Here is a 21,261-nt window from a genome sequence, read left to right on the forward strand (position 1 = left end):
AGGTCGACGCGATAGCCTGGCGCTCCGCACGACGACGCACCGCCGTCGTCCGACGATGGCCCGGCGCCGCCGCTGAAGGCGCCTCACGATGAACCACACTCGAGGAGCATCCCCCGCGCGCCGATGAGCGGCGCCAAGTCGACGCCGCGCGAGCTGCGTCGCGCCCGTCGGTCGTCCCGGCACGGTTGCTGGGGACACCTGGTCGTCGCGCCGTTGTGGGTCGCGTACGACGCCAACCTCGGCACCCTCCTGCGCACGTGCGACGCGGTCGGGGCGTGCCTCGCCGTGCCCAGCACCCCGCACTACCGCACGGCCCTCACCGTGGGCGACACGCTCAAGGGTCGCCGTCCGTGCATCCACTGGGTCGCGCCGTCGAAGGAGGCGTGGCTCGACGCCGAGCGCGCCGCCGGGAGGCGCCTTGTCGCCGTCGAGCTCGCTGAGGGCGCGACGCCGTTGCCACGGCTCGCGCCCGCACGCGTGCCGACGGTGCTGCTGCTCGGGCACGAGCGCCACGGTGTGCCCGACGACGTCCTGGCAAACGTCGACGAGTGCGTCGAGATCCCGATGGCGGGTTGGGGCGCGAGCCTCAACGTCGCGGTCGCGGGCAGCCTCGTGCTGTACCGACTGGCGGGCCTGGCGTGAGTCGGCGGGCCTTCGACGGGCGCGCCTCAGGCGGCTACGAGCACCGGCTCCTCGGTACGCGCCGCTGCCGGCGGCGCGTCGGTCTCGACCTGGGTCTGGTTCGGGGTCGCCGGAACGGGCGCGAGCGGCGCTCGGCGCGCCGCGCCACCTCGCTCCGGCAGGCGCACGCGACGGAGCGCGAGTCCGGCGCCCACGACGCCGGCCACGACGAGCCCTCCGACCGCGAGCGCCCCGCGGGGGCCCCAGAGCTCCAGGAGCAGGCCGAGGAGCGGCGGGCCGGCGAGGCCCCAGGCGGTGCTCGCGCTGCGCCACACCCCGAGGACACGGCCCCGCATGGCGGGCGGCGGGTCGGTCTGGAGCACGGTCGTCCCGGCGGTGTCGGAGACCGCCTCGACGAGGGCCATCGGGCCGACGACGAGGAGCAGCACGGTCAGCGTCGGCGCCAGTCCCGCGACCACCTGGAGCGTCGCACCCGCGGCGGCGAGCAGGGCGACGAGCCGGACGGTCGGGCGCCGGAGCCTGCCCGCGAGGACGGCTCCGAGGATCCCGCCCGCGGCGAGCACGGTGGACACCGTGCCGAACTCCTGGGCGCCACCCGCGAGCGCCCCGGTGACGAGCACGGCGAGCGTGAGGGTGTAGTTGCGGCCGAGCAGCGAGCTGACCGCCGTGACGACGAGGAGCGCGACGAGCCGGGGGCGTCCGAGGAAGAAGCGGAGGGCCCCGGCGTCGCGCCGCGCCGTCGGGGCCTCCACGGGGAGCGCCTCGTCGTCCGCGGCGTCAGGCGGGGGTGACGCGGGCGGGCGAGCCGAGTGTGCGGCGTCGGGGTGGAGGCGGAGGAACGGGACCACGGCGGCGACACCGAGGAGCGACACCCCGTTGGCGACGTAGGCCACGGCGGGACCCGCGAGCGCCACGGCGCCGCCCGCGAGCGCGACGCCGACGAGCCGTCCCGCGCTGTGCACGACCGACCCGATGCCGATGGCCGACGGGACGTCGTCGACGGGGACGAGGTCGTTGCCGAGGAGGGCGGTGGCCGGGCCGTCGACGGTCGCGACGAGCCCCGTGAGCGCGGAGAGGGCGAGCAGCGCGGGCAGGCTCAGGAGGTCGAGGGCGACGAGCGCTGCGGTCGTGAGGGCGACGGCGGCGAGGACGGCCTGGCTCACCGCCGCCGTGAGCTTGCGCGGCCACCGGTCGACGACCGCGCCGCCGACCACGCCGAGCAGCAGGCCGGGCGCGGCCTGGACCGCGAGGGAGAGCCCGGTGGCCGCGGGGGAGCCGGTGATCTGCAGCACGAGCAGGTTCTGCACGGTGAGCTGCATCCAGGCGCCGGCGTTCGAGACGAGGTTGGCGCCGGACCACCAGCGCATCGAGCGGTGGCGCAGCGCGCGCCAGGGGGACCGGTCGGGGGTCGTGCGGGCAGGACGGAACGGGGTGAGGGCAGGGAGGGGCACGGCACGCATTCGAGGCTGGGGAGAAGCCGCCCCGGAGGAGGGCGGGGGCGGGCCGACGCCCGCGCACGGTTGATCATTCAACCAACTGCTTCGAGCAGCGCTCCACCTCGTCCACCTGATCGTGACCAAGGTCGCATCGGACGAGCCCGTGCTCGTCGCCGGCCGACGGTGGGGCTGGGGCACGCGTCTCACGATGTGAGAAGCGATGACGGCCCCACCGGGTGAACACCGGGCTCGGTGCGGCCGGCAGAACGGCCGCTAAGGGACAAACGGACGCAATGTGTCCCGACTGGAGAGTCGTCCAGCCTGCAGGGCCGCGTGGTTCCGTGCACGCTGCCTGCATGCGCCGGTGGCGACCGGGCGGTCGACGGTCGTCCCCAGGGCTGGCTGCGCGGTGGTCACGCGCCGAGCCCGTCGACGTCAGTCCTCGGGAACGACGCGTGGCGATCGAGCGCAGCGGAGGACCGGCCGTGCGGGAGGGCTCGTGGTGATCGTGGTGGCGGACCTCCGGCGACCGTGACGATGAGTCGGCCTTGCTCCCCGAGCAGGGGGCCGGGAGGAAGGCCGACTCATCGACGCAGGGCGGTGACCAGAAGGTCCGTCTCGTCGACGATCCGGTCGAGCACGCGGGCGTGGACGTCGTCGTCGTGCCCGTACGGGTCCTCGATGTCCTGGTCGGGACCGAGCCCGCCCAACGTCGCGCGAGCGCGTCCGGCACCGACGACCACGGCTCGCAGGCGTGCCGCGTCGTCGGAGGCCTCGGGGACGGACGGCACGCGCTGCGCGAGCGCCGCCACCTCGGTGAACAGCAAGCACCGTCGCAGCGTTGCGGGAGCCAGCTCGAGCACGGCCGCGCGGTGCGCACGGGTCATGGTCAGGACGAGCTCCGCGGACTCCAGCAGGTCGGCCGCTACCGGACGTGCGACGAAGCCCGAGACGTCGAGCCCACGTCGTGCGAGCTGCCGCGCCATGGGCCCCGCGACAGGAGCGCCGACGAGCGCTCCCGTGCCGGCGCTCGTCACCTCGACGGTCCCGTCGAGGACCGAGGAGAGGACGAGCTGCGCTGCGGGTGAACGGCAGACGTTGCCGGTGCAGACGACGAGTACGGAGAGCACGGTCATCCTTCGTGGCGGCGGGTGGTCTGGGTAATCTAGCGCGAGCGGTGGGCGCTCGCGGGCGCGTCGCCGGGGGGCAGAGTCGCGGGGGGCGGCATGGTGCACGACGGTTGGGGACCTCGGTGGGCGGGCACGGCGACGACGGTCGCCGCGTCACCCGGTCCACGGGAGCGCCCGGACCCGGTAGGGCCCGTTCCGCGCCGGACCAGGAGGCGCCGCCTCGGGAGACGGGCCGCGGCCGCCGTCTCGCTCCTCCTCGTCCTCGCGGTCGCGTGGGTCGCGTGGCTCGTGGCGGACGCGCTGCGCGCCCGGGACGCCCTGGAGAGGGCGGCCGCGGAGCTGCCGACGCTCCAGGAGCAGGTCCGCGCCGGCCAGGACACGTCCGTGGCGCTCGCGGAGGTGCGACGTTCGGCCCACGTGGCGGCGTCGTCGACGCGAGGGCCGCACTGGGCGCTCGCGCGAGCACTTCCGGTGCTGGGCGACGACGCGCGGGCGCTCGGAGAGGTCGCGACCGCGGTGGAGGCGATCGCCGACGATGCGCTCCCGCGGCTCGCGGACGCCGCCGCGGTCGCGTCGCCGACGCTCCTGGCCCCTCGGAACGGAGCCGTGGACCTCCGTCCGCTCGAGGAGGCCCGGGACGACGTGGTCTCCGCGGACCGATCGGTCGCGCGGGCGATCGACGCCGTGTCCGCGATCGACCCCTCGTCGTTGGTCTCGCCGCTCGCGACAGCCGTGACCGGGCTGCGCGAGCAGCTCGTGGAGGTGCACGCGCAGACCGCGACGGCGGCCCGCGCCGTCGAGCTCGTTCCGCCGATGCTCGGTGCCGATGCCCCGCGCGACTACCTGGTGCTCGTGCAGAACAACGCGGAGCCTCGCGCCGCGGGAGGTATCGCGGGCTCGGTCCTGCACGTCCGTGCCGAGGACGGCGCCGTCCGGCTCGTGGAGGTGCGTGCCGGGAGCGCCCTGGGCGCGTCCGCGACGAGCGTGGTCGGTCTCAGCGGGGCGGAGGACGCCCTCTTCGGGGACGACCTGGGGCGGTTCATGCTCAACGTGACGTCGACGCCCGACTTCCCACGTACGGCGGAGGTGGCGCGCGCGACCTGGCGGGACCGGACCGGCCTCGACGTCGACGGCGTCCTCGCGGTCGACCCGGTCGCGCTCGGTCGCGTGCTCGCGGCGACCGGGCCCGTCACGGTCGCCGACCCGGCGGGCGGCGAGATCCGACTGAGCGGCGACGACGCGTCCGCGTTCCTGCTCAACGGCGTGTACCGGAGCTACCCCGACCCCACGGTCCAGGACGTCGTCCTGTCGGCCGTCGCGGAACAGGTGTTCGCGGGTCTGGCCGGCGGGGGCGCCGACCCAGGGCGGCTCGTGGGCGCCCTCGCCGAGTCGGCCCGCGAGGGGCGACTCCTCGTCTGGTCCTCGGACGCGGACGAGCAGGAGCGTCTCTCGGGCACGGTCCTCTCGGGCGAGCTCCGGGGCCGGATCACCGACGCCTCCGGTGAGGAGACCTCCCCGGTCGTGGGCGTCTTCCTCAACGCGACGACCGCGGCGAAGGTGGGGTACTACCTCGACACGACGGTCGCGATCGACGACTTCCGGTGCCGTCCGGACGGTTCCCAGTCCTTCACCCTGACGGTCACCCTCACGTCCATCCTCTCTCCGGACGACGCCGCGTCGCTCCCGACCTACGTGTCCGGTGCGGACGGCGACGGGACGATCCGGACGAACCTGCTGGTCTACGCGCCTGCGCACGGTGGCATCGAGGGCGCCACGGGACCGGACGGCGACCTCGGCCTGTTCTCCCAGGTGCACGAGGGGCTCGTCGTCGGCGCGCGGTCGGTGGCTGTCGGCCCGGGCCAGACGGCCACCTTCGGCTACGAGGTCGTGAGCGGCAAGGACCAGCGCGGGAGTGTTTCCGTCAGGAAAACTCCTGGTGCCCGGCCGGTGACGGACACCGTTCCCGCTTCCCAGTGCACGGAAGGTGTGTTCTCCTAGATCTGCACGGCGGGGGCACGTGCCTTGGGGGGTCCGTCGACGACGGCCTCCGTGCAACGGCTCCCGCGTCGCCGACGAAGGCAGGGGGCCTTTGACATGAAGCTCCGACACGCAGCGACCACGCTGCTCCTGGCCGCGGCGCTCGCCGCGGCACCGGCGGTAGCGACCGCCTACGAGGCCGACGAGTTCGAGGTCGGTGTCTCGACCACCACCCCGACGGTGGGTGACTCCTTCACGGTCACGGTGAGCGGTCCGGCCGGCAACCCGAGCATCACGCTCACGATCTCCTCCCCGGACGTCCCTGACGGTGCCATCTCCATCGCCGGGACCAAGGCGCTGACCAAGGCCACGACGGACGGCTTCGCGTCGTTCACCGTGACGCTCTCCGAGCCGGGCACGTACACCCTGGTCGCCACCGATGCGGACGGGACGGTGCTCTCGAGCCAGCAGATCGTGGCGGTCGCCGACGGGACCGGAGACGGCGGGACCACCGGCGGCGCCGGTGACAGCGACGCCCAGGGTCAGGGTCAGGGGCTCGCGGAGACCGGTGGGGACCAGGTCCTCCTCGTGGGAGGAGCCGCGCTCCTCGTCGCCGGGGGCACGGCCGTGGTCCTCGTCGCGCGCAACCGGCGCAAGGTGAAGACCGGGCCGTGAGACCGCGTGGGCCCGCGACCTCTCGCGGACCCACGTCGTCCACCGGCGGTCTCGACCGCCCGTGGCTGCGGGACACCGGCGTCCACGTCCGCAGCCGTCGACCCATCGGCACACCGACCGCGTACCGGCGCACCCGTCCCTCGAGGCGACGTGTGCTGTGCGGGGCGTGCCGTCCGCACGGACGCCGCAGGGGGCACACATGACGTTGGAGAAGGAGAGCGAGATCGGTCGGGTCGACCTCGACGGCTCGACGACCCGGCATGGCCGACGGACGTCGTCGTTCGACACCGGGCAGCTCGTCCGGATCGCGCTCGGCGCCTACCGTCGGCCGAGCTGGAAGACGCGGCTCGTCCGCCGGACGGGGTTCGTCGACGCGGTCGCGGTCGCGGTCGCGGTGGGCACCGCCTTCCTCGTGAGGTTCGACGGGATCGGCGGGACCGCGCCCGACCTCGACTACCTCGTCATCTCGATCGGTCTGCTCGTGGCGTGGCTGGGCGCGCTGCGGATCGCGTTCTCCCGGGAGGGACGACTCATCGGGACGGGCGCACCGGAGTACGCGCGCGTCGTCAACGCGACGATCGCGCTCTTCGGTGCGGTCGCGATCATCGCCTATCTCGTCCGGTACGACCTCGCGCGGGGGTACGTGGCCATCGCGCTGCCCGTCGGTCTCGTGCTGCTGCTCCTCGGCCGCTACGCGACGCGCCGCCGGCTCGTGGCGCTGCGTGCCCGAGGTCGCTGCCGGTCGCGGACCGTCGTCGTCGGCGGCCGCGAGGGTGCGGCGCACCTCGTCGAGGAGCTGAGCCGCGCGAGCCACACCGGCTACGAGGTGGTCGGCGCGTGCGTGCCGGGCGGTCCGGTCCAGCCCGGCGAGCGTGTCGCCGGGGTCCCGGTCGTCGGAGACGTCGTCGACGCGGCCAGGCTCGTCGAGCCGCTGCACGCCGACACCGTCATGGTCACGGGCTCGGACCTCGTGACGCCCCGGACCGTCAAGCGTCTCGCGTGGGACCTGGAGCCGTGGGGCGCGGACCTGGTGCTCGCGCCGGCCCTCACCGACGTCGCGGGCCCACGGATCAGGACGAGGCCCGTCGCCGGACTGCCGCTCCTGCACGTGGAGGCCCCCGGGTACTCGGGGCCGCAGCACGTGCTCAAGCGGACCTTCGACGTCGTGGGGGCGATCGTCCTGATCCTCCTCCTCGCGGTCCCGCTCCTGGTCACCGCCGCAGCCGTCAGGGTGACGAGCCGTGGCCCGGTGCTCTTCCGGCAGGAACGTGTGGGCCTGCGCGGTGAACCGTTCACCGTGCTCAAGTTCCGTTCGATGGTCGTCGACGCCGAGTCCCGGCTGGAGGAGGTCCTCGGGGTCGGGAAGGTCGGGGTCTACTACAAGCCCAGGGCCGATCCGCGCACCACGAGGGTGGGGGCCTTCATCCGCCGGTACTCGATCGACGAGCTCCCCCAGCTGTTCAACGTGGTCGCCGGGTCCATGAGCCTGGTCGGACCGCGACCGCAGGTGCCGCTCGAGGTCGACCAGTACGACGCCGAGATCGGGCGACGTCTGCTGGTCAAGCCCGGGCTGACCGGGCTGTGGCAGGTGTCGGGACGCAACAACCTCACGCTCGAGGAGAGCGTGCGCCTCGACCTGTACTACGTCGAGAACTGGACCATGGCGGGCGACCTGCTCATCCTGCTCCGTACGCTCCGGGCGGTGGTGGGGCGTGACGGTGCCTACTAGACCTGCCGCGACGCCCCGCGTCGCCATCACGCAGCCCTACGTCCCGGCGTACCGCGTCGGGCTCTTCGGCCGCGTGGTCGAGCAGCTCGCGGACCTGGGTGTCGAGGCGCACGTCTTCTTCGGCGGCGACGCGGACCAGATGCGGCGTCGGCGCGCGCGCGGCGACATGGTCGAGGTCCCCTGGGCGAGCGAGGTCGCGACACGGGTCGTGCGCCTGGGCCGGGGCGGTCGGCACGTCGTCCACCGCCGGCTCCCCGTCGCGTGGCGGGGCGGCGTGCTCCTCACGGAGATGCAGGCGGGCAACCTCGACGCGGTCCTCGCGGCGGCGCGCCGGCGCCCGTTCGTCACGTGGGGGCACGGCGCGTCGTACACGGCCGCCGAGGTCTCGGCGGCGGCCCGTCTGGAGTCGTGGGTGAACCGGCGTGCGGCGCACGTCCTGACCTACACCGAGTCCGGGCGTCGGTCGGTGCTGGACGCCTCGGGTCTTCCGGCGGATCGCGTGACGTCGTTCGACAACGCGACCGACACGACCGAGCTGCGGCGCGAGCGCGCCTCGCTCGACGCGGCGGGGCTGCGTCGGTACCGCGCGTCGATCGGGCTCCCGGAGGACGCGGTGCCGGTGCTCGTGCTCGGCGCGCTCAACGAGCACAAGCTGCCCGGCCTCGTCCGGGACGCCGCGCTCGAGGTGTTCCGACGCGACCCGAGGGCATGGCTCCTCGTCGCCGGGGACGGCCCGGCGGCCCCAGTGTTCCGGGACCTCGCGGACCGCACCGGCCGTGTGGTCCTCCTGGGACAGCTGGGCACGGTCGACGTCGCGCGTGCGGGAGCGGTGTCCCGGCTCCTGCTCAACCCGGGGCGCGTGGGCCTCGTCGCGGTCGACGCGCTCGCGCTCGGGCTGCCGGTCCTGACCACCGACGCCGCCCGCCACGCCCCGGAGATCGAGTACCTGCAGGAGGGCGCCGACCTGCGCACCGTCCCGGCGACGGCGGAGCTGCTCGCCGACGCTTGGCTCGACCTGGCCGCGGCGCGACCCGAAGCCCGGTCCGGCGCCCGGACGCTGCCGACGGTCGAGGCCGCGGCCGAGCGGATCGTCCGGACGCTGCACGGCGTCGTGAAGGACGCCGCATGAGGGTGGCCCACTACTACGCGCGCTTCCTGTCGCACCCGTCGGGCGTGACGGACTCGATCGAGAACTGGGTGCGGCAGGCGCGACGCGCCGGTCACGACGCGGTCGTGCTCTGCGCCCCCGTCCCGGCCCCGCGGGAGCTGGCGGCGGACGTCAGGGGCGCGGTGCGCACGACCCCGCACGTCGGACGGAGCCGCACGACCTGGGTCCCGAGAGGGCTCGGGCGCCACGTCGCGCCGGGCGACGTCCTCTACCTGCACGAGGGCTGGGTCGCGAGCAACGTCGTCGCCGCGCGCCAGGGCCGGCGCCGGGGCGCGGTCGTCGCCCTCATGCCGCACGGCGTCTACGAGACGGGCATCACGTCCCGCCTCAAGGACGTCGCCGGGATCCGCCGCACCGTCGAGGCCGGCGTGCTCCGGCGGGTCGACTGGATCCACGTCTTCTACCCCTCGGAGGTCGAGCTCGTGGACGTCGTCGTGCGCCGACTGACCGCTCACGCCCCGAGCGTCCTCGCCCTGCCGAACGGCGCACCCGCTCCGGAGGACACCGTCCGGTGGGCCGGCGGGGGCGGGTACTTCCTGTGGATGGGCCGCTACGACCCGGACCACAAGGGGATCGACCACCTCCTGCACCGGTGGAGCGAGCTGCCGTCGCCCCGGCCGCGCCTGGTCCTCGCGGGGCCCGACTTCCGCGGCGGGCGAGGCCGGACCGCCGACCTCGCTGCCGACCTCGGCCTCGGCAGGGACGTCGAGGTCCGGGGGAGCGCCCGGGGCGACGACAAGGAGCGGCTGATCCGCGAGTGCCGCGCGTACCTGCACCCCTCGCGCTGGGAGTCGTGCAGCATCATGCTGCTCGAGATGCTCGCCGCGGGGGTCCCGACGCTCCTCTCCGCCACGATCCACGCCGCCGAACCGCTCGCCACGCAGGGCGTCGCCCTCGCGCACGACTTCGGCTCGCCCGACGGCCTCGACGCCTCGCTCGCCGCGGTCGACGAGAACCACGAGCTGGGCCGGAGCGCGCGCAAGTGGGTCGCCGAGACCGCGACGTGGGACCGCGTCGGGGCCGCCTACGGCGAGTGGCTCGCACGACTCGACCAAGGAGGCGCACGATGATCGTCGTCGCAGACCCCGGGGCAGCATCGACCAACGTCGGTGACCGCATCATCTCCGAGTCGATCGCGTCGGAGTTCGTGGAGCCTCTGCGCGCGGCCGGGCGCACCGTGGAGCTCGTCCCGATGCACGGCGCGCTCTCGACCGCCGACCGCGCCGCGCTCCGCGGTGCGGACGAGGTCGTCGTGTGCGGCACCAACCTGCTCTCGGACCACATGCGCCTGCGGCGGGCGTGGCACTGGCCGGTCGAGGACATCGAGCTCTGCCGCGGTCGGCTGACGTTCCTCGGCGTGGGCTGGTGGCAGTACCAGCGCGCGGGCATCGACCCCGTCTCCGCGGCCTGGCTCCGGGCGCTCGCGGGCACGACCCCCTGGGCCGTGCGGGACGAGTACTCGCTCGCGAAGCTGCGTCGAGCTCGGGTCCCGGCCGTGCACACCAGCTGCCCGACCCTGTGGGGGGTGGAGAAGCAGGTGCTCCCGTCGGTCGAGCGGCGCGTCGTGGCGACGTTCACCGACTACAACCAGGACCCGCTCGCCGACGAGCGCCTCGTCCGGGAGCTCGTCGAGCACTTCGACGAGGTCCTCTTCTGGCCCCAGGGCCCGGGGGACCCGGAGTACGTCGACCACGTCCGTCGCGGCGCCGGCGCGGTCCTGGGCAGCGGCCTCGAGGAGCTCGACGCCGTGCTCGCCGAGCCCGGGACGGCGTACGTCGGTCTGCGGCTGCACGGGGGGATCCGCGCGATGCAGCGAGGCGTCCCGTCGCTCGTCCTCTCGATCGACAACCGGGCACGCGAGATCGCCAGATCGGTCGGTCTCCGCGCGCCGTCGCGGCACGCGGCGCGGACGTACCGTGCCGACCTGAGGTCCGGGGAGACGGTCAGCGTCGCCGTCCCGCGGGAGGCCGTCGACGGATGGCGAGCGCGATGGGGGATCGCACGATGAGGGCCGCGCGCGGCGAGGCCACCGCCGTGCTCCCGGCGCGCGTCACGACCGACCGGCTGGCCCGGCTCCCGGCGACGGACTACGTCCTCGTCGCGAGCGAGAGCGACTGGCGCGTCGCCGCCCGAGCCGGTCTGGACCCCGTGACGACGCACGTGCGGTTCAGCGTCACCGACGCGCGGTCCGACGTCGCGGCACGCCTGGGCCGGCTCGTCATGCCGTGGCGGTGGCGACGCACGATCCTCAACACGGGGATCGGGCTGGTGCACAGCGAGCCCGGCGCACCGTTCGCGCCGTTCCTGGGCGCGCTCCTCGCCGGCGCACGCGTGAGGAGGTCACGTGACGGCTGAGGGGACGGTCTACCGCCGCGCCGTCGCGACCCTGCGGCGCACCGGCGTCGTCGACGGGGCCTGGACGCTCACGGCCTCCGCCGGGTCGAAGGCGCAGACGCTCGTCGTCCTGGCCGTGGCCGGTGCCGCCGGAGGGGTCGAGGGCGTCGGGCGGGTGGTCCTCGCGACCTCGACGGCCGTCCTCGTGACCGCCGTCGTGGACCTCGGGTTCTCGACCCAGATCATGCGTGCCTTCGCGGCCGGCGAGCTCGCCTCGCGCCGGACCGTCCTCGCGCCCCTCCTCGCGCGCGTCGGCGTCGTCGTACCGGTCGCGCTCCTCGCCGCGACCGTGGTGGTCGCGCCGCCCGGTGGCGACGGCACGGCCTGGACCCTGGCGGTCGGCGTCTACGCGCTCGGGTACCTGGCGTCGAGCGTGGTCACGAGGCTCGCGTACGGGGTCGGGCGGTTCCGGGGTGGGGCGGCGCTCAACGGCGTCGTCCGTGCGAGCACCGTCCCCGTCCTGCTGCTCGTGGGCCCGACGGGCGCGCCGCTGTGGACGACGCTCGTCGTCCTCGCGGTCGGCGAGCTCGTCATCGCCGTGGTCCAGTACCGGCTCGTGCCGGCGTCCCCGCCGGGCGAGGAGGACGCGGGCGTGCTCGGGGTGCGCCGCACGTGGCGGTTCGGGGTCGCGCCGCTGATCAACACCGTGATGAACCGGAGCGACGCTGTGCTCGTCTCGTTCTTCGCCGCGACGGCGGCAGTCGGGGTCTACGGTCTGGCGAGCCAGGTGGAGGGCGCGCTCACCACCGTCGCGCTCATCCCGGCCGGAGCGGCGGTGGCGTACGCGGCGCGGTCGCGGTCGCACGCCGACGTGAGGACGCAGCGGCGCGTCGTGGCCACCGTCGTGGCGGGTGCCTACCTCGTCCTCGCGGTGCCCGTGCTCGTGGCACCGGAGGCGCTCGTGGAGCTCGTGTTCTCGGTCACCCTCGAGGACGCGGACGCCCTGCGGATCTGCGTGGTCGCCGGCATCTTCTCGTGCCTCGGCGGGGTGGCGACGCAGCAGATCACGGGGCTCGGCCGGCAGAACGCCCTCGTCGCGGTCTGGCTGTCGACGCTCGTCGTCGGCGTCGCCGGACTCGCGCTCGGTGCGGCCACGGCTGGTGCCGTCGGGGCTGCGTGGGGCGCGCTGGCGCGGGACCTGGTGTTCTGCCTGCTCTCGTGGTCCGTGCTCCTGTCTCCTCGCCGCCGCGTCAAGGAGGCACCATGACGCTCGTCCTGCCCCGACTGGGCCGCGCCGGCCTGGGGAACGAGCTGTTCCCCGCCCTGCGCGCGGCCGAGGTCGCCGCCGAGACCTCGGGCACGCTGATCGCGCCGCGGTGGTTCCAGCTCCGCGTCGGGCCGACGCTGCGTGGCGAACGGGACAGGAGGCAGTACTGGCGGCTCTTCCGACCTCCGACCCTCGAGCAGCGGATCCTGCGTCGCCGGGCCGAGTCGGTCGTCCGGGCGGGGCGCGGGGACGACGCGTCCGAGGTCGTGCTCGTCGCAGGCATGCGCGACTACTACGAGCCCTTCGTCCGGCCCGGGCAGTGGCACCGCGAGACGCTCCTCGGGTGGGCGCGCGACGGCGTCGTCGGCCCCGCTCGCCGCGACCCGTACCTCGGCGTCCACGTGCGCCTGGGCGACTTCAAGCGTCCGGACGAGGGCGCGTCGTCCGTGAGCGCCAACAACACGAGCACGCCGCTGGGCTGGTACGTCGGGGCCGTGCGCGCGCTCCGGGCGGGCGGGGTCGACCTCCCGGTGGTCGTCGCGTCCGACGGCGAGGACTCGGAGCTGGCGGACCTGCTGCGGATGCCCGGGGTCGCGCGGTCGGGTGCTCGCAACGCCCTCGACGAGATCGTCCTGCTGTCGCGGTCGGCGGGGATCCTGGGGAGCCGGTCGACGTTCACCTCCTGGGGTGCGTTCCTCGGGTCGGTGCCGCTCCTGGTGGCTCCCGGGGGGAACGCCTACCGGCCGCACGAGCACGTGTGGGAGAGCCGCGCGGAGGACGTCCCCGACGGATGGCTCGACCTGCTCGCGAGGTCGTGGGCATGAGCGGGGGCACGCGCGTGGACCCGGAGCGCGACGTGATGGTCCGCGCCGCCCGCGCGACCTTCCTCGTCGGCGCGTTCCTCGTCCCGCTCACCGCGGTCCGGTCCGTCGCGGGCTTCACGGTAGGTGACGCGGCGCTGGTCGTCGCGACGGCCCTGTGCCTGCTCAGCCTCGCCCGCCCGCCCGGGAGGGTTCCGGCCGGGGTCGCCGTGGCCTCGGGGCTCGCCGTCCTCGCCACCATGGCGCTCGCCGTCACGGCGCCCGCGCCCACGCTCGAGCTGGCGGTCGGCGCTCGGCTGTGCATGGTCTGGCTCGTCTGGACCTGGGTGGCCACCGTGGTGCTGCGGACCCCTGCGCACGTGGTCGGGGCGGCCACGGCGTTCGTCCTCGGGGCGTGCCTGTCCTCTGTGGTCGCGCTCGGCCAGCTGGCCGGCGTCGACCTGCGCCCCCTGTTCCTCGCGACACCGGACGAGGGGACGACGGCGCGATTCGTCGGCCTGGGAGGCCATGCCAACGGCCAGGGTGGGTGCCTCGCGGTGGCCCTCGTGCTCTGCCTCGCCGCCGTCCTCGCGCGTCATCGGCGGATCGGCGCGCTCGTCGCGACGGCGTTCGTCGCGGTCGGCCTGCTGCTCACCGCGAGCATCACCGGTCTCCTCACCGCGGCGGTCGGGCTTCTCGTCCTCCTGTGGCGTGCCCGCAGCCCGCGCGCCGCCTTCGGCGGAATTCTCGGGATCGGTGCCGCGGCATTGGCGCTCGTGATTCTTCGCCGCGCATTCCCGGCCGTGGTGACGCCTTTCGACCGTTATGAGTCGGCGATCGGCGTCGGCGGGACGAGCACGGTCGGACAACGAATGCAGACCATTCGGTTCGCCTGGGAGAGTATCCGCTCCGACCCGTTCTCCGGAATCGGGTTCGGTCAGGGTGGCGGGACGTACAACGGGGTCACGCAGGCGCACAACATGCTGGTGCTCTCCTGGTACCAGGGCGGAGTCCTGCTCCTGCTCGCGGTCGTCGTGATGTGCGTGACCGCGCTCGTCGTCGGATGGAGGGCGCGGGGCCTGCTCGGCACGGCGCTGCTCGCGGCGACCGTTGCAGCACTGTTCTTTGCGCAGACTGGGCCGTCGCTTTACGACCGCTTCGTCTGGTTCCCCGCCGTCCTGCTCCTGGCCGCGGTGGCGGCTCAGGGGCGAGACGAGAGCGGGACGTCGCGACCTCCGGGACGGCTCGTCCGTGCCGGGCGTCGCGCGGAGCGGGACGCGACAGCGCGCGTGTAGTGCTGCTCCAGGAGTGCCGCGACCGCGTCGACGGAGTAGCTGCTCCCGACGAGCGTCCGGGCCTCGCGGCCGAGCGTCGCCCGCAGTGGGGCGTCGGAGAGGAGGCGTGCCACCGCGACCGGGAGCTCCTGCTCGTCCTCGCTGAGAACCACACCCGCGCGGGCCCGGGCGATCGCCGGTGCCAGCCCGCACGAGGAGGTCACGACGACGGGGGTCCCCGCCGACATCGCCTCGAGGACGCTCATGGGGAACGGTTCGTCGACGGAGGGGAGGACGTAGAGGTCGGCGGCCGCGAGCCGTGCCAGAGTCTCGCCCGGCGGCAGGGCGCCCTCCCAGACGACCTGGTGGCGGATCGCGGGGGGCAGCCCGGCGATGGCGGCGGTCACCTGCGGACCCTCGCCCTCGTCCGGACCGACGAGCGAGAACCGCACCCCGGGGAAGCGGGGTGCGAGGTCTGCGGCCATCCGGACGAACGCGAGCGGCCGCTTGCGCCGGTGCAGGCGTGCCAGGAACAGGACCTCGCGCGGGGGTGCCTGCGGCAGTTCTGCCGCGGCGGGCGGCGCCGCGGGCACGCCGTTGGCGAGGTGGTCGATCGTCGCTGCGTCGGCGAACAGCTCCTTCAGCCCAGCCTCCTCGGTGTCCGTCAGGACGAGGTTCGTCGACGCCTCCGTGACGACCCGGCGCGTGAGCAGGTGGTCCAGGGGTCGGGAGAGCACGTGCCGGCTCGGCATGACCATGCCGTGGGTCTGCGTGACGAGAGGTCTGCCCGCCGAGACCAGCACCCGGGCGGCGGGCAGCGTCACGAGATCGCGCGCCAGGTGCACGTGGGCGACGTCGAGACGGGTGGCGTTCGATCGCAACCACCGGACCATCCCCGGGGCGGCGATCCCGGCGAACCCGGTACCCGGGGCCGCCCGCACGGCCCGGAACGTCCTGACCGGGACGCCGTCCCACACCGTCGGGAGCGTGTCGAAGCCCGACGCCGCCGCGACGAGCACGGCGTCGTGGCCCCGCTCGCGCAGCGCGCGGACCTGGTTGGTCGCCACCCGGACGGGTCCGCCGAACGCGCCGTCGGGGGTGATGAGCGTCGTGACGTGCAGGATGCGCATCCCGCCGCCCTCAGAACCTCGACCGGGACGACAGCTCGCGCCCGTCCCAGATCGCCCCGTCCGGCACCTCGCCCCGCACCACCGAACCGGGCGTGACGAGCGACGACCGCCCCAGCCGGGTCCCGCCGAGCACGATGCAGCGGGCGGTGACCCAGGCGCCCGGCCCGACGTGGACGGGCGACGTGACGAGCCCCATGTCGGAGCGGTGCCGGTGGCTGCCGGTCGTGACGAGGGTCTCCTGGGAGAGCACGGCGTCGTGCTCGATCCGGACGTGATCCTGGTTGTGGATCCAGACCCCCTCGCCGATCCAGCAGTTGTCCCCCACATGAAGCTTCCATGGGAATCGGACCCGGGTCCTGGGGCGGAACACGACCCCGTCCCCGATCTCCGCGCCGAACGCGCGCAGCACGCGCACCCGGATCCTCGAGCTGATCTGCCAGGGATTCGACACGAGGAGGAGCTCGGCGACTCCCCAGAGATAGACGACGGCCGTCGGACGGTCCCACGACGCGCGTTCTCCCGGCGCGTCCGCTAGCGGGACCACAGGAATTTTCCTGCCCGTAACAGCGGATTTCATCTGCCCCCCAGCGTCCTCGTCGCGCCGCAGTTATGGTAATCGAGTGAAAGCCCCAGGTCTGCGTGTGCTCGTGCTCGGCGCGAACTACTCTCCGGAACCTACCGGAAATGCGCCCTACACGTCGGCGCTGAGTCGTGCGCTCGTCGCACGGGGCGCCGATGTGCGTGTCATCACGACCTTTCCGCACTATCCCGGGTGGAAGGTCCAGGACGGATACTCGGGCTGGTCGAGGAGCGAGACCATCGACGGGGTCGCCGTCCTGCGCGTGCGCCACTACGTCCCCGGCACCCCGACCCCGCTGCGGCGCCTCCTCGCGGAGCTGAGCTTCGGCGTGCGGTCGGCCGCGGCGCGCTGGCCCGACGCCGACGTCGTGCTCCTCGTCTCGCCGTCCCTGTTCTCCGCCGCCGTCGCGTCGGCACGGCTCGCGGTCGGGCGCCGTGGCCGACGCGCCTCGCCCGGCGTCGTCCTGTGGACGCAGGACCTCTACTCCCTCGGCGTGAGGGAGACCGGCACCCTGAGCGGCGCCCTGGCGCGGGTCGTCCGGCAGGTCGAGCGCTGGGTCGTGCGCCGCGCGGACGGCGTGGTCGCGATCCACGAACGGTTCGCGCGCCACCTCCTCGACGACCTGGGTGCCGCGGCGGGCTCGGTGCGCACCGTGCGCAACTGGACCCACCTGGCGCCCACCGGCGAGACCGACGTGCGGGCCGTCCGCGAGCAGCTCGGCTGGGGCGAGGAGCTGGTCGTGCTGCACGCCGGGAACCAGGGCGCCAAGCAGGGTCTGGAGAACGTCGTCGAGGCGGCACGGCTCGCGGACGGGCGGGAGGCGCCGGTCCGGTTCGTGCTGCTCGGCGACGGCAGCCGCCGCCGCGAGCTGATGGCGGCCGCGGCCGGGGTCCGCTCGATCCAGTTCGTCGACCCGCTGCCGGACGACAGGTTCACCCAGGCGCTCAGGGCAGCCGACGTCCTGCTCGTGAACGAGCTCGCGGGTCTCGCGGAGATGTCCGTGCCCAGCAAGCTCACGTCCTACTTCGACGCCGGGCGGCCGGTCCTCGCCGCGACCTCGGAGGGCTCCACGACGGCGCACGAGCTCCGGGACTCCGGAGCGGGGACGCGCGTCGACGCGCAGGACCCTGAGGCTCTCCTCGCGGCAGCGCTCGAGCTCGGTGCCGACCCTGGTCGTCGGCGCGAGCTGGGCGCCGCGGGCCGCCGGTACCGGGTCGACGTCCTCTCCGAGGAGGCCGCCGTCGACCGCTTCGAGGAGTGGTTGGCCCGCCACGGCGGCCGGGAGGGCGCGCCGGAGGGGCTGCGCGGGGCAGCGGCCGCCGCGACCACGTAGTTCTGACCACGATCGGGCAGCGCCGCTGCCGACCACAGGGGGCACACACATGAAGAAGGCACTGATCTCGGGGATCACCGGGCAGGACGGCTCGTACCTCGCGGAGCTCCTGCTCCGCAAGGGGTACGAGGTGCACGGGCTGATCCGTCGAGCGTCGACGTTCAACACGGCACGCATCGACCACCTCTACCAGGACCCGCACGAGGAGGACGCGCGGCTGTTCCTCCACTACGCGGACCTCTCGGACGGCGCGCGCCTGGTCACGCTGATCTCGCAGATCCGCCCGGACGAGGTGTACAACCTCGCCGCGCAGTCCCACGTCCGGGTCTCCTTCGACGAGCCGGAGCACACGGCGGACACGACCGGTACCGGTGCGATCCGTCTGCTCGAGGCGGTCCGGCTCGCGGGCGTCGACACGCGCTACTACCAAGCGTCGTCGTCCGAGCTCTACGGGGCCACGCCGCCCCCGCAGAGCGAGACCACCCCGTTCTACCCGCGCTCGCCCTACGCGGCGGCCAAGCTCTACGCCTACTGGATCACCAAGAACTACCGCGAGGCCTACGGCATGTTCGCGGTCAACGGCATCCTCTTCAACCACGAGTCACCGCGCCGCGGCGAGACCTTCGTCACGCGCAAGATCACCCGGGCGGTCGCCGCGATCCGTGCGGGACGGCAGGAACACCTGTACCTCGGGAACCTCGACGCTGTCCGCGACTGGGGGTACGCGGCCGAGTACGTCGAGGGCATGTGGCGCATGCTCCAGGCCGACACGCCGGACGACTACGTCCTCGCCACGGGCATCGGCCTGACGGTGCGCGACTTCCTCGAGGAGGCGTTCTCGCACGTCGGCCTGGACTGGGAACGGCACGTGCGGTTCGACGAGAGGTACCTGCGCCCGACGGAGGTGGACGCGCTCGTCGGCGACCCCAGCAAGGCGCACGCCGACCTCGGCTGGAAGCCGACGGTCGACGGGCGGGACCTCGCGCGGATCATGGTCGACGCGGACGTCGAAGCCCTCGAGCACGCGGGTTCGCCGTGGATCGACCACGTCGCGCTCGCCGCCTGGGACGCCGCGTGAGCGCGCAGGACACGATCACCTTCGAGCCGGGCCCGCTCGACCGCGACGCGGTCTTCTACGTCGCGGGTCATCGCGGCCTGGTCGGGTCGGCGATCTGGCGACGGCTCGAGGCGGCGGGCTTCTCCCGGCTCGTCGGCAGGACGTCCAAGGAGCTGGACCTGACGGACCGCGACGCCGTCTTCGAGCACTTCCGCCGGGAGCGGCCGCGCTACGTGGCGCTCGCCGCCGCGAAGGTGGGCGGCATCCTCGCGAACTCGACGTACCCGGTGGACTTCCTCTCGGAGAACGTCCGCATCCAGGTCAACGTCCTCGACGCCGCGCGGGCCCACGACGTCGAGCGGCTCCTGTTCCTCGGGTCGTCGTGCATCTACCCGCGGCTCGCCGCGCAGCCCCTGCGCGAGGACGCCCTCCTCACCGGTCCGCTCGAGCCGACGAACGACGCCTACGCCATCGCGAAGATCGCCGGGATCCTCCACGTCCAGGCCGTCCGTCGTCAGTACGGGCTGCCGTGGATCTCTGTGATGCCGACGAACCTCTACGGGCCGGGGGACAACTTCTCGCCCCGCGGTTCCCACGTCCTGCCCGCGCTCGTCCGGCGCTACGACGAGGCGGTGCGCACGGGCGCGGACCGGGTGACCAACTGGGGAACCGGCTCACCGCGCCGCGAGCTCCTGCACAGCGACGACATGGCCGACGCGTGCCTGCACCTGCTCGAGCACTACGACGGACCGACGCACGTCAACGTGGGGACCGGGACGGACGCGACGATCGAGGAGATCGCCCGCACGATCTCCGACGTCGTCGGGTACCAGGGGGAGACCGTCTGGGACACGAGCAAGCCGGACGGCACGCCGCAGAAGCTGCTGGACGTGTCACGGCTCGCCGCCACCGGGTGGCGGTCGAGGATCGGTCTGCGCGACGGCCTCGAACAGGTGGTCGCGTGGTACCGCGAGCACGCCGCGGACGTCCGTCGATGACGTGGCCGAGGCTCGCGTGGCCTCACGGGGTGTGCGACATTGAGGCGATCGTGGTCGCCGCTCAGGGGGAGCGGCGCGCGTGAGGGGGCGACGATGGGGCTGAGGGAGTACATCACGCTGCTGCGCAAGCGGTGGGTGACCGTGGCGGTGCTCGTGGTGGCGTGCCTCGGCGTCGCGGCGGTGCTCTCCCTCGCGGCGACCCCCACCTACTCCGCGCGGTCGCAGGTGTACGTCTCGGTGCAGGGCTCCGACAGCACCACGGACCTGCTGCAGGGGTCCAACTTCACGGTGCGGCAGGTGAAGTCCTACACGGAGCTCGTGTCGACGCCGCGCGTGCTCGAGCCCGTCATCGAGGAGCTCGGCCTCGCCGACGACACGGGGACGCTCGCCGGCCGGATCCGTGCCGAGTCCCCGATGGACACGTCGCTCATCAACGTCACCGCGACCGACGAGTCGCCCCAGCTGGCGGCCGACGTCGCGAACGCCGTGGCGGGTTCGCTCGCCGACGTCGTCGCCGAGCTCGAGACCCCGGCCGCCGGCGGGGACTCACCGGTGCGGATCAGCACCGTCCGGACGGCCGCCGTGCCCGCCGCGCCCTCGTCACCCGACGTCCGGCTCAATCTGACGCTCGGTCTCGTGATCGGTCTCGCGCTCGGCGTCGCGGTCGCGGTGGTGCGCGAGCTCCTGGACACGCGCGTCCGGTCGACCGCCGACGTCGAGGACGTGACGGACACACCCGTGCTGGGCGTCATCGGGTACGAGGAGGACGCGCCGCAGCACCCGCTCATCGTGCAGGAGTCGCCGAAGGCGATCCGGGCCGAGTCGTTCCGCCGGCTGCGCACGAACCTGCAGTTCCTCGAGCTCGGGCCGGCCGCCCGCACGTACGTCATGACGTCGGCCCTGCCGGGCGAGGGCAAGACGACGACGAGCATCAACCTGGCGATCACCCTCGCGGACGCGGGCCAGCGTGTGGTCCTCGTCGACGCCGACCTCCGCCGGCCCTCCGTCGCCCGGTACATGGCGATCGAGGGCTCGGTCGGGCTCACCACGGTCCTCATCGGCAAGGTCGGGGTCGAGGACGCGGTGCAGCCGTGGGGCAACGGCAACCTCGACGTGATCGCCGCGGGACAGGTGCCCCCGAACCCGAGCGAGCTGCTCGGCGCCGCCCCGATGGCCGACCTGCTCGACCGCCTCCGGGCGGAGTACGACGCGATCGTGATCGACACCCCTCCGCTGCTCCCGGTGACCGACGCGGCGATCCTCGCGAGAGCGGTCGGGGGCGCCATCCTCGTCGTCGGGGCGGGGACGGTGCACCGCAACCAGCTGGAGACCGCCCTCTCGGCGCTCGGCACGGTGGGCGTGCGGCTGCTCGGGGTGGTCGTCAACCGTGTGCCCGTCAAGGGCCCGGGCGCGCACGAGTACGGGTACTACGAGTACGTGGCGGAGACCGGTCCGCCCACCCGGTCGGGACGTCTCGCCGACCGCAAGGGGCGAGCGCACCAGCGCGCACGGCGTGGTGCGGCCGCGGCCGCACCGGGAGGTGCCGAGCCGCCCGGCGGCGAGGGCCCGCCGCCTCCGCCGCCTCCGGTCGCGGACCGCGGGTTCCCGGCCGCGGTGCCGTCCGGGCCCGTCCGGTCGTTCGACGACGTGGTGGTGCCGCGGAAGAAGTAGGACGGCGGTCGACCGGCGGCCGCAGCGGTCGGCCACGACCGCGCCGACAGGTGACGACCG

General features: G+C 74.0%; 19 protein-coding genes. 15 read left to right on the forward strand and 4 right to left on the reverse strand.

Annotated features, from left to right (window positions below; genetic code table 11):
- Positions 1 to 123 precede the first annotated feature (123 nt).
- On the forward strand, positions 124 to 642 hold the full coding sequence (locus tag CCE02nite_RS02845; RefSeq protein ID WP_141388015.1) for a TrmH family RNA methyltransferase: 519 nt from the start codon (positions 124 to 126) through the stop codon (positions 640 to 642).
- A gap of 26 nt (positions 643 to 668) precedes the next feature.
- On the opposite strand, the gene CCE02nite_RS02850 is transcribed toward CCE02nite_RS02845, so the two are convergent.
- Together CCE02nite_RS02850 and CCE02nite_RS02855 are read right to left on the reverse strand one after the other, a co-directional pair.
- Entirely contained in the window at positions 669 to 2,093 is a 1,425-nt protein-coding gene (locus CCE02nite_RS02850) for an MFS transporter (RefSeq protein ID WP_218027012.1), read from the reverse strand.
- A 569-nt stretch (positions 2,094 to 2,662) separates the two neighbouring features.
- On the reverse strand, positions 2,663 to 3,208 hold the full coding sequence (locus tag CCE02nite_RS02855; protein ID WP_170227194.1) for an arsenate reductase/protein-tyrosine-phosphatase family protein: 546 nt from the start codon (positions 3,206 to 3,208) through the stop codon (positions 2,663 to 2,665).
- 288 nt (positions 3,209 to 3,496) lie between these two features.
- On the opposite strand from CCE02nite_RS02855, the gene CCE02nite_RS02860 reads away from it, so the two are divergent.
- The 10 genes from CCE02nite_RS02860 (at position 3,497) to CCE02nite_RS02905 (ending at position 14,453) form a co-directional block, all read left to right on the forward strand.
- Positions 3,497 to 5,206: a DUF4012 domain-containing protein gene (locus CCE02nite_RS02860; protein WP_170227195.1), complete on the forward strand. Its 1,710-nt coding sequence runs from the start codon at positions 3,497 to 3,499 to the stop codon at positions 5,204 to 5,206.
- Positions 5,207 to 5,302: 96 nt separating this feature from the next.
- The gene (locus CCE02nite_RS02865; protein ID WP_141388023.1) at positions 5,303 to 5,860 is read left to right on the forward strand and encodes a peptidase; all 558 of its coding nucleotides are present in this window, start codon (positions 5,303 to 5,305) and stop codon (positions 5,858 to 5,860) included.
- Between the two features lie 199 nt (positions 5,861 to 6,059).
- The gene (locus CCE02nite_RS02870) at positions 6,060 to 7,589 is read left to right on the forward strand and encodes a sugar transferase (protein ID WP_141388025.1); all 1,530 of its coding nucleotides are present in this window, start codon (positions 6,060 to 6,062) and stop codon (positions 7,587 to 7,589) included.
- Positions 7,573 to 8,718 (forward strand): glycosyltransferase, encoded by a 1,146-nt coding sequence (locus CCE02nite_RS02875; RefSeq protein ID WP_141388027.1) that lies wholly within the window; start codon positions 7,573 to 7,575, stop codon positions 8,716 to 8,718. Before CCE02nite_RS02870 ends, CCE02nite_RS02875 begins: the two co-directional genes overlap by 17 nt.
- Complete coding sequence (locus tag CCE02nite_RS02880) at positions 8,715 to 9,827, forward strand: glycosyltransferase family 4 protein (RefSeq protein ID WP_141388029.1); 1,113 nt, start codon at positions 8,715 to 8,717, stop codon at positions 9,825 to 9,827. The genes CCE02nite_RS02875 and CCE02nite_RS02880 overlap by 4 nt, the downstream gene beginning before the upstream one ends.
- Complete coding sequence (locus CCE02nite_RS02885) at positions 9,824 to 10,765, forward strand: polysaccharide pyruvyl transferase family protein (RefSeq protein WP_141388031.1); 942 nt, start codon at positions 9,824 to 9,826, stop codon at positions 10,763 to 10,765. Before CCE02nite_RS02880 ends, CCE02nite_RS02885 begins: the two co-directional genes overlap by 4 nt.
- Positions 10,762 to 11,112, forward strand: a complete 351-nt coding sequence (locus tag CCE02nite_RS02890) for a hypothetical protein (RefSeq protein ID WP_141388033.1) — start codon at positions 10,762 to 10,764, stop codon at positions 11,110 to 11,112. Before CCE02nite_RS02885 ends, CCE02nite_RS02890 begins: the two co-directional genes overlap by 4 nt.
- On the forward strand, positions 11,102 to 12,358 hold the full coding sequence (locus tag CCE02nite_RS02895) for an MATE family efflux transporter (RefSeq protein WP_141388035.1): 1,257 nt from the start codon (positions 11,102 to 11,104) through the stop codon (positions 12,356 to 12,358). The genes CCE02nite_RS02890 and CCE02nite_RS02895 overlap by 11 nt, the downstream gene beginning before the upstream one ends.
- On the forward strand, positions 12,355 to 13,182 hold the full coding sequence (locus tag CCE02nite_RS02900; protein ID WP_141388037.1) for an O-fucosyltransferase family protein: 828 nt from the start codon (positions 12,355 to 12,357) through the stop codon (positions 13,180 to 13,182). The genes CCE02nite_RS02895 and CCE02nite_RS02900 overlap by 4 nt, the downstream gene beginning before the upstream one ends.
- Positions 13,179 to 14,453, forward strand: a complete 1,275-nt coding sequence (locus CCE02nite_RS02905) for an O-antigen ligase family protein (RefSeq protein WP_170227196.1) — start codon at positions 13,179 to 13,181, stop codon at positions 14,451 to 14,453. Before CCE02nite_RS02900 ends, CCE02nite_RS02905 begins: the two co-directional genes overlap by 4 nt.
- On the opposite strand, the gene CCE02nite_RS02910 is transcribed toward CCE02nite_RS02905, so the two are convergent.
- Both CCE02nite_RS02910 and CCE02nite_RS02915 read right to left on the reverse strand, forming a co-directional pair.
- Entirely contained in the window at positions 14,360 to 15,562 is a 1,203-nt protein-coding gene (locus CCE02nite_RS02910; RefSeq protein ID WP_141388041.1) for a glycosyltransferase, read from the reverse strand. The two genes, CCE02nite_RS02905 and CCE02nite_RS02910, sit on opposite strands and share 94 nt — an antisense overlap.
- Positions 15,563 to 15,572: 10 nt before the next feature.
- Positions 15,573 to 16,139 (reverse strand): LbetaH domain-containing protein, encoded by a 567-nt coding sequence (locus CCE02nite_RS02915; RefSeq protein ID WP_141388043.1) that lies wholly within the window; start codon positions 16,137 to 16,139, stop codon positions 15,573 to 15,575.
- A 70-nt stretch (positions 16,140 to 16,209) separates the two neighbouring features.
- On the opposite strand from CCE02nite_RS02915, the gene CCE02nite_RS02920 reads away from it, so the two are divergent.
- The 4 genes from CCE02nite_RS02920 to CCE02nite_RS02935 all read left to right on the forward strand — a co-directional run bounded on the left by CCE02nite_RS02920 (position 16,210) and on the right by CCE02nite_RS02935 (position 21,201).
- The gene (locus CCE02nite_RS02920; protein ID WP_255318621.1) at positions 16,210 to 17,475 is read left to right on the forward strand and encodes a glycosyltransferase; all 1,266 of its coding nucleotides are present in this window, start codon (positions 16,210 to 16,212) and stop codon (positions 17,473 to 17,475) included.
- Between the two features lie 49 nt (positions 17,476 to 17,524).
- The gene (gene gmd, locus CCE02nite_RS02925) at positions 17,525 to 18,553 is read left to right on the forward strand and encodes a GDP-mannose 4,6-dehydratase (protein WP_141388045.1); all 1,029 of its coding nucleotides are present in this window, start codon (positions 17,525 to 17,527) and stop codon (positions 18,551 to 18,553) included.
- Positions 18,550 to 19,530, forward strand: coding sequence for a GDP-L-fucose synthase family protein (locus CCE02nite_RS02930; RefSeq protein ID WP_255318602.1), 981 nt, complete (start codon positions 18,550 to 18,552; stop codon positions 19,528 to 19,530). Before gmd ends, CCE02nite_RS02930 begins: the two co-directional genes overlap by 4 nt.
- A gap of 93 nt (positions 19,531 to 19,623) precedes the next feature.
- The gene (locus CCE02nite_RS02935; RefSeq protein WP_141388047.1) at positions 19,624 to 21,201 is read left to right on the forward strand and encodes a tyrosine-protein kinase domain-containing protein; all 1,578 of its coding nucleotides are present in this window, start codon (positions 19,624 to 19,626) and stop codon (positions 21,199 to 21,201) included.
- The last annotated feature ends 60 nt before the right edge of the window (positions 21,202 to 21,261 follow it).

The organism is Cellulosimicrobium cellulans (assembly GCF_006539945.1).
Lineage (GTDB): Bacteria > Actinomycetota > Actinomycetes > Actinomycetales > Cellulomonadaceae > Cellulosimicrobium > Cellulosimicrobium cellulans.